General features: G+C 37.1%; 11 protein-coding genes. 1 reads left to right on the forward strand and 10 read right to left on the reverse strand.

Going from position 1 to position 14,073, the window contains the following annotated elements:
- Positions 1 to 21 precede the first annotated feature (21 nt).
- The 8 genes from flgB to CRN97_RS11560 form a co-directional block, all read right to left on the reverse strand.
- Positions 22 to 417 carry a flagellar basal body rod protein FlgB gene (gene flgB, locus CRN97_RS11525; protein ID WP_033153966.1) on the reverse strand — a complete coding sequence of 132 codons (396 nt, stop codon included), beginning with the start codon at positions 415 to 417 and terminating at the stop codon, positions 22 to 24.
- A 287-nt stretch (positions 418 to 704) separates the two neighbouring features.
- The gene (gene codY / locus CRN97_RS11530) at positions 705 to 1,481 is read right to left on the reverse strand and encodes a GTP-sensing pleiotropic transcriptional regulator CodY (protein ID WP_044934105.1); all 777 of its coding nucleotides are present in this window, start codon (positions 1,479 to 1,481) and stop codon (positions 705 to 707) included.
- A 137-nt stretch (positions 1,482 to 1,618) separates the two neighbouring features.
- A complete protein-coding gene (gene topA / locus CRN97_RS11535; protein WP_090394036.1) occupies positions 1,619 to 3,691 on the reverse strand; it encodes a type I DNA topoisomerase in 2,073 nt (690 codons plus the stop codon).
- A gap of 124 nt (positions 3,692 to 3,815) precedes the next feature.
- Positions 3,816 to 4,913, reverse strand: coding sequence for a DNA-processing protein DprA (gene dprA, locus CRN97_RS11540; protein WP_097076979.1), 1,098 nt, complete (start codon positions 4,911 to 4,913; stop codon positions 3,816 to 3,818).
- Complete coding sequence (locus tag CRN97_RS11545; RefSeq protein ID WP_097076980.1) at positions 4,913 to 6,448, reverse strand: YifB family Mg chelatase-like AAA ATPase; 1,536 nt, start codon at positions 6,446 to 6,448, stop codon at positions 4,913 to 4,915. Before CRN97_RS11545 ends, dprA begins: the two co-directional genes overlap by 1 nt.
- Before the next feature lie 84 nt (positions 6,449 to 6,532).
- Entirely contained in the window at positions 6,533 to 7,540 is a 1,008-nt protein-coding gene (gene trpS / locus CRN97_RS11550) for a tryptophan--tRNA ligase (RefSeq protein ID WP_044934097.1), read from the reverse strand.
- Positions 7,541 to 7,555: 15 nt separating this feature from the next.
- Positions 7,556 to 8,092, reverse strand: coding sequence for a DUF5662 family protein (locus CRN97_RS11555; RefSeq protein WP_044934095.1), 537 nt, complete (start codon positions 8,090 to 8,092; stop codon positions 7,556 to 7,558).
- A gap of 3 nt (positions 8,093 to 8,095) precedes the next feature.
- Complete coding sequence (locus CRN97_RS11560) at positions 8,096 to 9,943, reverse strand: GlgX family protein (protein ID WP_097076981.1); 1,848 nt, start codon at positions 9,941 to 9,943, stop codon at positions 8,096 to 8,098.
- A 130-nt stretch (positions 9,944 to 10,073) separates the two neighbouring features.
- Here CRN97_RS11560 and CRN97_RS11565 point away from each other — a divergent pair, with 130 nt between their 5' ends.
- On the forward strand, positions 10,074 to 10,385 hold the full coding sequence (locus CRN97_RS11565) for a DUF1292 domain-containing protein (RefSeq protein ID WP_074790351.1): 312 nt from the start codon (positions 10,074 to 10,076) through the stop codon (positions 10,383 to 10,385).
- Here the strand turns inward: CRN97_RS11565 and CRN97_RS11570 are convergent.
- Together CRN97_RS11570 and gltX are read right to left on the reverse strand one after the other, a co-directional pair.
- On the reverse strand, positions 10,358 to 12,184 hold the full coding sequence (locus CRN97_RS11570; RefSeq protein WP_097076982.1) for an ATP-dependent helicase: 1,827 nt from the start codon (positions 12,182 to 12,184) through the stop codon (positions 10,358 to 10,360). The two genes, CRN97_RS11565 and CRN97_RS11570, sit on opposite strands and share 28 nt — an antisense overlap.
- 60 nt (positions 12,185 to 12,244) lie before the next feature.
- A complete protein-coding gene (gltX, locus tag CRN97_RS11575; protein ID WP_074790347.1) occupies positions 12,245 to 13,696 on the reverse strand; it encodes a glutamate--tRNA ligase in 1,452 nt (483 codons plus the stop codon).
- Positions 13,697 to 14,073 lie beyond the last annotated feature (377 nt).

The raw sequence follows: 14,073 nt of genomic DNA on the forward strand, positions 1-14,073 counted from the left end.
CCGTTTATCTAACAATCATGCTTATGAAATAACTGACTTAAAACGTCCAACTTCGTTGTTGACACTAGTTGTAAGAGTTTGATATCTGATCTGTTCAGAAGCAAGCTCTACGTTTTCTGTGTCCATGTCAACATTGTTGCCATCAAGTCTGTAAGAATAATTCTCGTAATCTGTATATTCAATGCCATCAACATGATTTCCATCATCGTCTAAGACATTAACTGCTCTTTCCAAGGAACGCTCATGAGTATTGATAAGTTCTTTTCTAAGAACACTCTCAAACTCTATATCCTGTCTCTTATAACCAGGAGTTGTAGCGTTTGCAATGTTATTCATAATAAGTGTCTGGCGCTGCCAGCTCACATCTGCTGTATTATCAAGTAAGTTGATATATCCAAATGCATCTGAACTAATCATATATACAATCCTCCTAGACTAATTTAATTATAAATTATATGTAAAAAAACACAAGGCTTTTTTACATCATGTAGTATATTTTATAAAATCTAAACACAAGAAATAGTGTCCTTCATTCATTTACTCAATTGCCATTAATAGTGTTGTATTTCGCGAATATTGTGGAAATATAGAATACAAATCTCCATCTTATAATCACTTTCATAATAAAATAATTTTGTGTTTAAGTTATGAAATATAACAAAAAGGGACCTACAAATGTAAGTCCCTTTAAAACAAAATCCTAATTATTTATTTTTCTTGATTTCGTTAAGCTCGTCAAATACTACGTCGTTGAGAACCTTGATGTATGTACCCTTCATACCAGATGAACGAGATTCAATTACACCAGCTGACTCAAACTTACGAAGAGCATTTACGATAACTGATCTTGTAATACCAACTCTATCAGCAATCTTTGAAGCAACAAGAACGCCTTCGTTTCCATCAAGCTCATCAAAGATATGGATAATAGCTTCAAGCTCTGAGTATGAAAGTGTAGAAATAGCACTCTTAACAACCTGGAGCTTTCTGTTCTCTTCTGCAGACTCTTCATTAACTGAACGCATCATCTCAAGTCCTACTACTGTTGTACCGTACTCTGTAAGGATGATGTCATCGATATCGTACTGCTTATCGAATCTGTATACAAAAAGTGTTCCAAGTCTTTCACCAGCAATATCAATTGGTGCGATGATTGCTGAGTACATATCAATATCAGACTTTTCAAAACCTAATGTCTTTAAGTTAACATTTTCCTTTGTTGAAAGAATTGAAAGTAATCTCTCGTTTAAAAGTGGATCAATAAATCCGCCAACCTCGTCAACGATTAACTCACCGATTTCTGTTGTGTTTGGTAAGTGTGAAAGTCCAAGGACCTTACCCTTCTTAGAAATAACAAGTACTGAAGAATCCAAAATCTCTGTAAGTACAGAGCAAATGTCGTTGAAAACAACCTTTGATGAATTATTATTGTGAAGAAGTTTTCCAATCTTTCTTGTCTTGTCTAATAACTGTACGCTCATTTAAAATGTATTCCTCCTGAATCTAAACACTGTATTGTGCCAAATCAATCTAACTGTCGTCCCCGAACTAATGTGAAATTTGTACCAATTATAGCACCGATTAGAACAAATCGCAATAAATATCAGAAAATTTACTACTATTTATTCTGATTTTCTACAAATCTGCAATCATCATTTGCACAAACAAGTTTATTACCCTTTTCCACCATATAAGTTCCACACTTTGGACACTTCTCAGTGGTTGGCTTTGACCAGCTAATAAAGTCACACTCGGGATGATTTGCACATCCGAAGAATTTTCTTCCCTTTTGAGACTTTCTAATAACTACATCGCCGCCGCACTTAGGGCATGGCACTCCTATCTTTTCAAGGAATGGTTTTGTATTTCTACATTCTGGAAATCCTGGACAAGCTAAGAATTTTCCATGAGGCCCAAACTTAATTACCATGTTTCTTCCGCACTCTTCGCAGATAACATCAGTAACTTCATCATGAATCTCAACTTTTGCAAGTTCCTCTTCTGCCACTTCAACTGCCTTTTCAAGGTCTGGGTAGAAGTTTCTTACAACTGATTTCCATTCAACTGTTCCCTCTTCAACACCGTCAAGCAGCAATTCCAAGTTTGCAGTAAATTTATCATCAACAATTATAGGGAATGAAGCCTCCATAATTGAATTGACTACTTCGCCAAGCTCTGTAACAAAAAGGTTTTTAGCCTCTTTGGTAATATAATGACGTTTTAAAAGAGTTGTAATGGTAGGTGAATAGGTAGATGGTCTACCAATTCCTAGCTCTTCCAATGTCTTTACAAGAGATGCTTCTGTAAAATGAGGCGCTGGCTGTGTAAAATGCTGCTTTTCCTCAAAAGAATTAAATCCAAGCTTTGTATCTTCTGTAAGCTTTGATAATGGATGAGTCTTTGACTCTGCCTCATCATCTGCTGAAACATAAATCATCATAAATCCATCAAACTTAATTGAAGAATCAGATGCTGTAAATACATGATTCTTTGCTTGAACATTTAATGAAACTGTATCATAAACAGCATTAGCCATCTGGCTTGCCACAAATCTCTTCCATACAAGCTGATACAATCTAAACTGATCTCTAGTAAGACTTTCTTTAATCTCAGATGGAATCAATTCGATATTAGCAGGACGGATTGCTTCATGAGCATCCTGAACCTTGCCATTATTTTTCTTACCTGCATTTACAGGGGCTGATAAATATTCCTGACCGTAATTGCCAGTGATAAACTGCTCTGCTGCTGCTCTTGCTTCATCTGATACTCTTGTTGAATCAGTACGAAGATAAGTGATAAGACCGATTGTTCCGTGCCCCTTAACGCTAACACCTTCATAAAGCTGCTGAGCAACGCTCATTGTCTTTTGAATTGAGAAATTCAAAGCCTTTGATGCCTCTTGCTGCATTGTAGATGTAGTAAAAGGTAATGGAGCTTTCTTTTCCCTTGTTCCACGCTTGATTGAAGCAATATTAAAATCAGCGCCCTTTAAATCAGACATGATTTTATCAAGACTTTCCTTGTCAGAAATATCCTTCTTGCCAGATGTATCACCATAATACTTAGCCACTATAGGCTTTTTCGCATCCTTTGCATCAAGCAATACATCAAGAGTGTAATATTCCTGTGGAATAAATTGTTCAATTTCCTTTTCTCTGTCGCAAATAATGCGAAGAGCAACAGACTGTACACGACCTGCTGAAAGGCCACGTTTAACCTTTGCCCAAAGAAGTGGTGAAATCTTGTATCCAACCATTCTATCAAGCATACGTCTCGCCTGCTGTGCATCAACTAAATCCATATCAATTTCTCTAGGATTCTTAAGTGAATTCTTTACAGCAGTCTTTGTAATCTCATTAAAGGTAATTCGATATACCTTTTTATCTTGTAAGTTGAGTGCGTGAGTAAGATGCCATGAAATAGCTTCTCCCTCACGGTCGGGATCAGTTGCGAGATAAATCTTATCTGCTTTCTTCACTTCTTTACGAAGTGCAGCAAGAAGCTCGCCCTTTCCACGAATTGTTATATATTTAGGTTCAAAATCATTCTCAGGGTCAAAGCCAAGCTGGCTTTTAGGCATATCACGAACGTGGCCCTGGGATGCCATTACCTCGTAATTGCTACCTAAAAACTTTTTGATTGTATGCACCTTTGCTGGTGACTCCACAATGACTAGATTTTTTGCCATGTTTTTTGCTCCTATTCACAAAGAAATCGAAAATCACTATACAACATTATTTTTTTCTTTTCAAGGAAAATTTTACCTATTGACAAAACAATTTAATAATTTTCATATAAAATCCATCAACAAATCACGCTGTTTTTACGTAATTATTTTTGAACACTTCTGAAAGCAATTCAAGCCTTTCTAAAGACAGCACAACAGACAATAAATCGAGATAATCCATGCCGCTTTCCTCTATAACTGTGGAAATGCTTTTTGGATAATCATCAAACAATTTATATACTCTTTTCTGCTCCTCCGAAAGAATAATTTTAGGCTTCTTTTCGGTGTTTATTGTCTTCGGATTTAGTCCATAAAAATTTGTTATATCAGCTATAAACTGATCTGTGTCGTATATGATTCCTGCCCCTTGGGCAATAAGTTTGTTGGTCCCAGCACTCAATGAATCCCCTATTCTTCCAGGAGTAACAAAAATATCTTTGCCTTGCTCTAATGCAAAATCTGCCGTAATTAAAGAACCGGATTTCTCTCTCGCCTCAATTACAACAACAATATCTGAAAGAGCTGAAACTATCCTATTTCGTCTAGGAAAATTCATTGCTACCGGGCTTGTTCCCATCTGATATTCAGAAATAATTGCTCCACCAGATGAAACAATCTCTTCATATAATAATCTATTAGCAGTAGGATAAATTACATCACAGCCACTTCCTAAAACTGCTATAGTTTTACCCCCTGCATCTATACATCCTTTATGGCCATAAGCATCAATTCCTCTGGCCATTCCACTTATAACAGTGTATCCATTTTGTCCAAGCTTCTCTCCAATTTGGAGAGCAAGTCTTTTGCCGTAAGCGCTACATTGCCTAGCCCCTACAATGGAAATCGCCCTTTCAAAAGAAGGCATTTTTCCAACATAATAAAGGCCATATGGCTTGTCATAGATGTTTCTTAGCTTATCTGGATATGTCACATCCTCCATCGTTACAAAAAAAAAAGGTGAATGCGAAAACTCCTCATACTCTTTGGATAAGTCAAACTTTGCTCGATTGTTTATAAAAACATCGGCTGTTTTATTATCCACGAGCCCTGAATCCACCAAATCCTTTTTCGTTGCAAAATAGATATTATAACTATCGTAGAAATAATCAATAAGTTTATGCTTCTTTGAATATGTTATATCTTCGTTTCGCATAAACCAATACTGGTAAAGGTGTTTATCCATCAGATTCCCTCCTCCCAGTAATGCTTATCTAGCCCTCGATAGCAGATAGCCTCTTGAAGATGTAAAAGACTAATGTCCTCGCAGCCATCCATATCCGCTATAGTTCTAGCCACTCTCAGTACCTTGTGATAGGTTCTGGCTGTAAGGGAGTACTTTTCATACATCTCTTCCATATATTTAGCTTCTTCAGCCTTCAGTGGACAAAACATATCTATATGGCTACTAGGAATCTGACTGTTAAACTTAAAGTCATAATTCTTGTATCGATTACGTTGAATTTCGTGAACACGCTCAACTCTGAGTCTTATATCAGCAGATGATTCGTTTTTCTGACGTAAGGCAATCTGTGCAAAATTCAAAGTAGGCGCTTCTACACAAATATCTATTCTATCAAGTAGCGGTTGAGATATCTTGGCCAAATATCTTTGAATTGACATCCTACTACAATGACATCTATTCAAATCCGGATAATATCCGCAAGAACAAGGATTCATTGCAGCCACCATTACAAAATCTGCCGGGAAGGTAAAGCTTCCTGATGCCCTAGAAATATTGACCTTTTTATCCTCAAGGGGCTGTCTAAGCATTTCTATGGTGGACTTTGTAAACTCAGTAAGCTCATCTAAAAACAGCACACCTCCATGGGCCAAGGATATTTCCCCTGGTTTTGGATTCTGTCCACCGCCAACCAATCCTTGAGGGGACACGGTATGATGAGGGCTTCTAAAAGGTCTTTTCTTCATGAGACCGCCTCTCTCATCAAACATTCCGCAAACCGAATATATCTTTGATAATTCTAACTGCTCATCTGAATCCATAGCAGGTAATATAGAAGGAATACATTTCGCTATCATAGATTTCCCTGCTCCTGGCGGTCCAACCATAAGCATATTATGCATGCCTGAAATAGCTACCTCGCAAGCTCTTCTTAAGGCCTGCTGTCCATTTATCATGGAAAAATCGTACTCCATGTCTTCCTGAGATGTTTCTTCTATTTCAAGTGCTTCTTCTTTAACTTCGAATACGCCTTCATTTAGTAGCTCGATTACCTCTGAAATCTGGCTTACGCCAATTGTTGTCAAATCGTTTACCAACCTAGCTTCTACTAAGTTATCTTTAGGAACAATCATTATCTGCAAATTATTCCTTCTGGCCTCCATAGCCATGGATAATACACCATTTACAGGCTGAATTTTGCCATCTAAGCCTATTTCACCACACAGACATATAGATGGAAGCTTCTCGCAATTAATTATTCCAATAGCAGATAAAATAGCCACAGCAATAGGCAAATCAAAGCCTGCTCCTGTTTTTCTAATACTTGCTGGTGATAAATTGACCGTGATTCGCTTTATAGGAAGTGCATAGCCTGCATTCTTTAATGCGGCTCTCACCCTTTCCTTCGCTTCCTTCACTTCTGATGAAAGATAACCCACCATCTCAAAAATGGGCATACCTTCAGATATATCTGCTTCCACAGATATAAGTTTAGAATCAATACCGAAAATAGTAGCGGTATTTACAATACTATACAATTAAACTCCTCTGGAATTAAAATTGAAAATAGAAAAAGACAGGAGCTATCATAGCACACTCCTGTCTTAAAAACAATATCATTATTATCTAATCATCTCTGTTAAACCAAGCTTCTTGTGAACCTTGCGAAGAGTTTTATTTGCAAAATAAGATGCCTTTTCAGCGTTCTCCTTTATGCAACCGTCGATATATGCCTTATCCTTCTCAAGCTCTGCACAACGAACATGGAATGGTTCAAGCATATCCGCTACTGCTTCACCAACAGCAAGCTTAAAATCACCATATCCTTTGCCCTCAAACTCCTTGGCAACTTCATCCATAGACTTGCCAGTAACAACGCCGTAGATTTCCATAAGATTTGATACACCTGGCTTATTTTCAACATCATATCTTACTTCAGCATCTGAATCTGTAACTGCCTTCTTAAACTTACGGATAATAGTATCCTTGTCATCAATAAGATAGATTGTAGCATTAACATTCTCGTCTGACTTAGACATTTTCTTTGTTGGCTCAGCAAGAGACATAATTCTTGCACCTGCCTTAGGGAAATATCCCTCAGGAATAGTAAATACATCACCATAGATGTTGTTGAAGCGCTCTGCCACGTCTCTACAGATTTCCAAATGCTGCTTCTGATCTGCCCCGATTGGAACTAAATCAGCCTGATATAAAAGAATATCTGCAGCCATTAATGCAGGATATGTAAATAGACCAGCGTTGATATTATCTGCATGCTTTGCAGACTTATCCTTGAACTGAGTCATACGGTTGAGCTCGCCCATGTATGTGTAGCAATCAAGAATCCAACCTAACTGAGCATGTGCTGGCACATGTGACTGAAAATAAATACAGTTTTTCTGAGGATCAAGTCCTGCAGCCACATACTGTGTATAGATTCTTCTTGCATTTTGTCTAAATTCTGTAGGATTCTGTCTAACTGTAAGGGAATGCAAATCCATAACACCAAAGAAGCAATCATAATCCTCATGAAGATTTACCCAGTTCTTTAATGCTCCTATATAATTGCCAATGGTAAGCTTTCCTGTTGCCTGCATACCTGAATATAATACTTTCTTCTCTTTTTCCATAATGTTATCTCCAAATTACTTTTTATTCTTTAGTATATTTTTACGAATGTATTCGTTTGTCGCACTCTCACCGTGTTCAGCAAGATATGTAAGCATATCTTCCAATAAAGCCGCTGTTTTAGGATGCATCATGTATCGGCCCTTGCCCCTATTGTAGTATTCCAAGGCACTAGCATCATTATACTTTTCCTTTTGATATGTTTTGCAGGCTGCCACTCTATCACAATACATTTCAACCACGTATTTAACAGGCATTTCCATGCCAGTCATGTGATGATGCTCATCCAAACTATAATCTATCCAATATTCAAAATGATGTTTGTTTCGACCCTTGTGATGAAGCCAGGCCATAGAAACTCCTGTCTCTAATCTTTCAGCATTATTAGGGCTTTGTGTCCCCTGATAATACTTAGCTCCCACTCTGAATTCAACCCATGAATACTTAGATAAATCATGTAGAAGCCCTTGCATATATAAACCTACAGCAAAGCATCCTTTTCTAACTAAACGACGATGATGGGTGATTGTTTTAAAATGCTCCCAAGCCTTCATTAATTACCTCTTTCCTGGCTTTACCCCAACAAGCACGCTGATGGAATTGCCTGGAACATTGATTGACTGTTGGTCATGTATAGGCTTTGGTTCAAAATCATCAGTATATTTAGCCGTGTTAAAGCACAAACGCCATCGTTTTCCTGGAGCCAAAAGTGGAAGTGCCATATCTACAGCATCATAGTGGAAGTTATAGCAAACAAAAACTTCCTCTTCTTCATCAACATAAGCGCCATTATAAAGGACGCCCAATGCCTTTTGCTCCTCACCGATAGACATCATCCATGGCTCAGTACCATGAAATGACATATCTGGAAGACCTAAATGTCTGTAATCGTTCATTAAAAATGGACTTTCAACTCTAAGACATTTATGGTTCTTTCTAAACTCAATTAAGTTTTTGACAAAGCTTGTAAGTGAATCCTTACTCTTTGTCTTTGTAAAACAAGTGTATCCAACCTTATTATCCTGGCAATATGGATTGTTATTTCCAAGATGTGTAGCTGCAGCTTCATCTGCTGCCACAAACAATGGAACACTTTGAGAAAGCATCAACGCTGCAAAAGCATTTCGCATCTCTCTGAATCTATTAGCATTGATGGTCTTGTTTGTAGTCTTTCCTTCAACTCCATAGTTGAAAGAATAATTGTTGTTAGTACCATCTCTGTTATCTTCGCCATTATCCCAGTTGTGTTTTTCACCGTATGAATATGAATCCCACAATGAGAATCCATTAACATTCGCCATGTAATTAACAAATCCATAGGCACTGTTTTGTCTGCGCATATGATTTGCAAACTGAACCATACTTCCGTTCATATGGTTTTCTATCTGACGAGTCACATTCATAAATGAATCGTTGTATACAAACAAATGCTTTTTGCCTTTTTCATTACAAAGGATTTCCTCTGGAATAAATTCGTAGAATATCTTTGTATCTGCTAAATAAGGCTCAGATGCAATACGCCCTATTGGAGCATTACATCCTACTATATGAAATCCATCTATGTGGAAATACTTAACATAATATTTTAAACATTCTAAGATAAGATCATCTGATGTTTCAGCAGCAAAAGCCATCTCCATAATGACTTCAAAACCACTGCTATGAAGATTGCTCACCATGTTGCGCAGGCCTTCGCATGCATTGGAAGCCCCACCAAAATAAGATGCCTTTGGCGCAAAATAATTAGCAATTCCGAATCCCCAATAGTTCTTCTTACCAGAGAATTCTTTTGTCTCGGTAATCATTCCCTTTGGAGATATCAGCATTTTATTATCTAAAAATAGCTCTTCAAAATCATAGAGAGGCATAAGCTCAATACTGGTAACGCCCATGCTTTTCAGATAGGATTTTTTCGAAAGGAGCCCATTGAAATTGCCTACCTTGGATGCTGCCATATTAAATCCAGCAGTAAATCCGCGCATATGAAGCTTATAAAGAATCATATCCGATGGTGCAACCACCACTTTTGTATCCTTCCACTTCTTCTCCACATGAGAGATTCCAGAATATACCGCAAACTCTTTTGTCTGACGCTCTTTTATATCTCCCCATTTATCGCGGCCTACAATCGCTGTGCAATATGGATCAAGTGCAGTTTTATCATCTTCTTTTATGAGATAACAAATCTTATCAATCTCTATACCAGTAACCTCAACAGAATATACTCTTCCCACAGCAAACTCTGGTAAAAGCTCTATTTCATGTAACTGTTTTTTAGTCTTAATATCAAATAAAAGAATGGATGCTTTTTCCGTAGTAGATTTGATTGCTACTGTGAAAACAACACCATCCTTTGAACTTATCCTTGGACCATATTCTCTAAAATCGCCCCTCAATACCTTCATAACTATGCCTCGATTCCAAAAAGCTGTATATTAAACTCAATAAATAATTAATTTTACTAGACAATATTCCTGATGAATTATATCATAAGGACATGCCTTAAACAAATAAAATAAACAAAAGGAGTATAGAATGGACGAAAATCAGGTATTTCCAGTTGACAATGAAGATGATGATGTTGTTGTCACTTTAAGTTTGGATGATGGCTCAGAAGTAACATGTGAAATTCTCACAATCTTCGACATAGGCGATCAGGACTATATTGTACTTCTTCCTCTCGATGAAAACGGCGAGGAAAATTCTGAGGGACAGGTTTACATCTATCGTTATTTCGAGGATGAAACAGGCGCTCCTTCTCTTGACAACATCGAGTCTGATGAAGAATACGATGCTGTAGCTAAAAAGTTCGATGAGCTTTACGGTGAAGCATTAGACGAAGAATAATTCAGCTCATCTAAGAATCGGGATTTATCCCGATTCTTTTTATTTGTATAAGTCAAAAACAGATTCCTTTTTGTCCTTGTAATTCCAACATAGAACAATCGACGCTCCGCCTCCATCTCCTCCTTAGAATCAGCTTTATTACTAGGGATTATTCCATCATTTACGCCTATTATAAAGACATTTTCGAATTCCAATCCCTTGCTAGAATGCAACGTATAAAGTCCGATTTTATTCCTTTTATCTATCACCTTTGTCTTGTTTTCATAATCCACTTTAAGCCTCATAATATTTAGCTTATCAATCGCCTGCTTTATAGTCTTGCAATCCTTCGTCATTTCAATAAAAAAATCCAAGACATCATAGTATTCGCTAACATCTGCATTCTGCTTTACCGCCTCTTCCCTCAAGAAGCTATCATAGCCCATCACATTCTTTATGTAATTAATTGCCGCGCATGGAGACATTTTACTTATCAAGTTTACATCCGCAATTAGTGCTTCAGTAGCCCTTAGGCAGCCTGGATTATCTTTATAGAAGGATTTCATCCCCTGTAAATTTCCTCTGTACTCTACACTTCTTCTGTGCAGAAAGCGATTTGGGCGATTAAGGATAGATAAAAGCCTGGCTCTCGTTTCATTTCCAATAGCAATTTGAAAATATGCTTCCAAATCTGAAATGATGAAATGAGAATAAATATTAGGCATTTTCTCTTTTAGATAAAATGGTATTTTTGACTCCAGTAGTTTATCAACTATATACCTTGCATCAGAATGATTACGATACAGAATTGATATTTCATCAAAGGATGTTCCCTCAGCAGAAAGCTCATTAATCTTTGAAATAATGTATTCTGCTTCATCGCCCTCGGATTTAAGCTCTTTAATACACAAGTTTCCCTCATCAGCAGTAGCCATAATTTTCTTTGGAAAGCGCATTGTATTTTTTGATATTAAATTTCCTGCTTTTTCTACGATATTAATAGGATTTCTATAGTTATAATCAAGTACCACAACATTAGAATCCGGATAATGATTTCTAAAATCCTCCATTAATTTAGGATTCGCTCCTCTGAAGCCATATATAGACTGGTCATCATCTCCAACGCAAAAAATATTATTAGTCCTGGCGGATAACATTTTAATCAGTTGAAACTGCAAATCATTCATATCCTGCATTTCATCTACAAGAAAATATGAAAACCGATTCTGCCATTTTTTAAGAATTTCTGGCTTTTGTACAAAAAGCTCGTAAGCCTTCTTTAGCATGTCATCAAAATCTATGACATGATATTTAGCCTTAAGATTTTCGTAGGCTAAAACAAAATCTCTAAGTTCTTTCTTATCAACAGCCTTTGGCAGATAATTATCCATTCCTCCCACTCGATTATTTATCACAGATAGTTCCGACGAAAAGCTTTTTACAAGCAAACTATCATCATGGTCCAAGTTAACCTTTGCCATTGCCTCTCTGATAATTTTCGTTCTGGTATTTCCAAGGATAATATCTGTAGATTTAAAGCCAATTTCTTTTTGTAGAATTCCCCAAAATAAAGAATGGAACGTTCCAAAAGTCACAGGATGAATATCATCTGATAACCTTTCGAAACGTTCCTTCATTTCTAAAGCTGCAGCCTTGGTAAATGTAATCACCAGGATTTCTCGAGCCGGTACACCAGATTCTATAAGAGCACAAACGCGCCTTGTAAGCACAGCAGTCTTGCCACTGCCTGGACCTGCCAAAACAAGACAAGGTCCATTCTTGTGTGAAACTGCTTTTTGCTGGCTATCATTAAGATTCATAATTTATTGATAACCGTGTTTCTATATAGAGGTTTCCCAACTCTATCTGCAAGTATTTAATTATTTAGACAGCTTCTCGATAGCTGCTTTAATTCGTTTAATTGACTCTTCTTTTCCAAGAATCTCCATGAGCTCAGTTGCACCACCAGGAGTCATCTGCTTACCTGAAACAGCTGTACGTACTGGCCAAAGCACATATCCATTCTTGTATTCATGCTCTGTAGCAAATCCAGAAAGAAGTGCATATAAAGCATCATTTGAGTAATCATCCTGTGCCTCAAGTACAGGAAGAAGCTCTTTCAAAACTGCAAGTGAAGACTCTTCGTTTGTCTTCATCTTTTTATGAGTATACATTGCACTGTCATACTCAGGCACTGCATCGAAGAAATCAACATGATCCTTGATGTCTGGGAAGATTTCGATTCTAGTCTGAACCATCTTTGCAATCTTCTTTAAATCATAATCACCCTTGATGTATTCCTTGAGATAAGGCTCAGCCATCTCATAGAACTTATCAAAGTCCATAGCTTTCATGTATTCGCCATTCATCCACTTAAGCTTTGTAATATCAAAGACTGCTGGTGACTTTGAAATACGGTGATAATCAAACTCTTTAACAAGCTCTTCTAATGAGAAGATTTCGTTATCATTTTCTGGAGACCAACCAAGTAGAGCAACAAAGTTGACAACTGCTTCTGTCAAGAATCCCTGCTCAATTAAATCTTCATAAGATGAGTGACCTGAACGCTTTGAAAGCTTCTGGTGCTCCTCATTTGTGATAAGTGGGCAGTGAATATACTTTGGAACTTCCCAACCAAATGCTTCGTAAAGACGATTGTACTTTGGTGACGAAGAAATGTATTCATTACCACGAACAACGTGTGTAATACCCATAAGGTGATCATCAACAACGTTTGCAAAATTGTAAGTAGGATATCCATCAGACTTGATAAGAATCATATCATCAAGCTCTGCATTATCTACTGTAATATCTCCGTACAACTCATCTACAAATGTAGTTGTACCTGTACGAGGATTGTTCTGACGAATAACATAAGGCTTTCCTGCAGCAAGATTTGCTTCTACCTCTTCCTTTGAAAGGTTTAAGCAATGCTTGTCATAGATGTGGATTTCCTTACCACCAATAACCTGCTTGCACTCTTCAAGACGCTTATCATCACAGAAGCAATAATATGCCTCTCCTTTTTCAACAAGCTGCTTTGCATATTCAAGATAGATGCCCTGCGCCTGACGTTCAGACTGAACGTAAGGACCAAAGCCCTTATCCTTATCTGGTCCCTCATCATGGATAAGACCTGTAGCAGCAAGTGTTCTATAAATAATATCTACAGCACCCTCAACAAGACGCTCCTGGTCTGTATCTTCTATTCTAAGAAGAAAATCGCCGCCCTCGTGCTTTGCTACTAGGTAAGCATAAAGAGCTGTACGAAGATTTCCTACATGCATTCTTCCTGTAGGAGATGGTGCGAAACGTGTTCTAACCTTACTCATTTTATACCTCGCATAAAATCTAATTAATTTAAGACTTACATAAAAATGCAGTCCTAAACTATTCTATACTAATTTTGTAAATTTTCAAGTATATACCGTTACGTTATACAATGTAACGTTGTGTATAATAATATCCTGTCGTATAATCAAATTTATGGTGACTCGAAAAATAAGAAAAGATGAATTAAATAGTTTTTATCAATCTAAATTTGATTATTTCAGGGTTGTTAGTGGATATTCTGCCATATTAATCGGTCTTTTAGAGATGTCCTATTTCATCTCCGATTGTGTCTTATATGGAAGATTTGCAACCGAAACAGTCATTCCACGTTTTTCAATTATCATACCACTTATCCTATTTCTAATTTTGTATCCAA

Source organism: Pseudobutyrivibrio ruminis DSM 9787, assembly GCF_900218035.1.
In the GTDB taxonomy this organism is placed as follows: Bacteria; Bacillota; Clostridia; order Lachnospirales; family Lachnospiraceae; genus Pseudobutyrivibrio; species Pseudobutyrivibrio ruminis.

Coding starts and splice junctions, on each gene's coding strand:
- flgB (WP_033153966.1), bottom strand. CDS start 417: ATGATTAGTTCAGATGCATTTGGATATATCAACTTACTTGATAATACA.
- codY (WP_044934105.1), bottom strand. CDS start 1,481: ATGAGCGTACAGTTATTAGACAAGACAAGAAAGATTGGAAAACTTCTT.
- topA (WP_090394036.1), bottom strand. CDS start 3,691: ATGGCAAAAAATCTAGTCATTGTGGAGTCACCAGCAAAGGTGCATACA.
- dprA (WP_097076979.1), bottom strand. CDS start 4,913: ATGGATAAACACCTTTACCAGTATTGGTTTATGCGAAACGAAGATATA.
- trpS (WP_044934097.1), bottom strand. CDS start 7,540: ATGGAAAAAGAGAAGAAAGTATTATATTCAGGTATGCAGGCAACAGGA.
- CRN97_RS11555 (WP_044934095.1), bottom strand. CDS start 8,092: ATGAAGGCTTGGGAGCATTTTAAAACAATCACCCATCATCGTCGTTTA.
- CRN97_RS11560 (WP_097076981.1), bottom strand. CDS start 9,943: ATGAAGGTATTGAGGGGCGATTTTAGAGAATATGGTCCAAGGATAAGT.
- CRN97_RS11565 (WP_074790351.1), top strand. CDS start 10,074: ATGGACGAAAATCAGGTATTTCCAGTTGACAATGAAGATGATGATGTT.
- CRN97_RS11570 (WP_097076982.1), bottom strand. CDS start 12,184: ATGAATCTTAATGATAGCCAGCAAAAAGCAGTTTCACACAAGAATGGA.
- gltX (WP_074790347.1), bottom strand. CDS start 13,696: ATGAGTAAGGTTAGAACACGTTTCGCACCATCTCCTACAGGAAGAATG.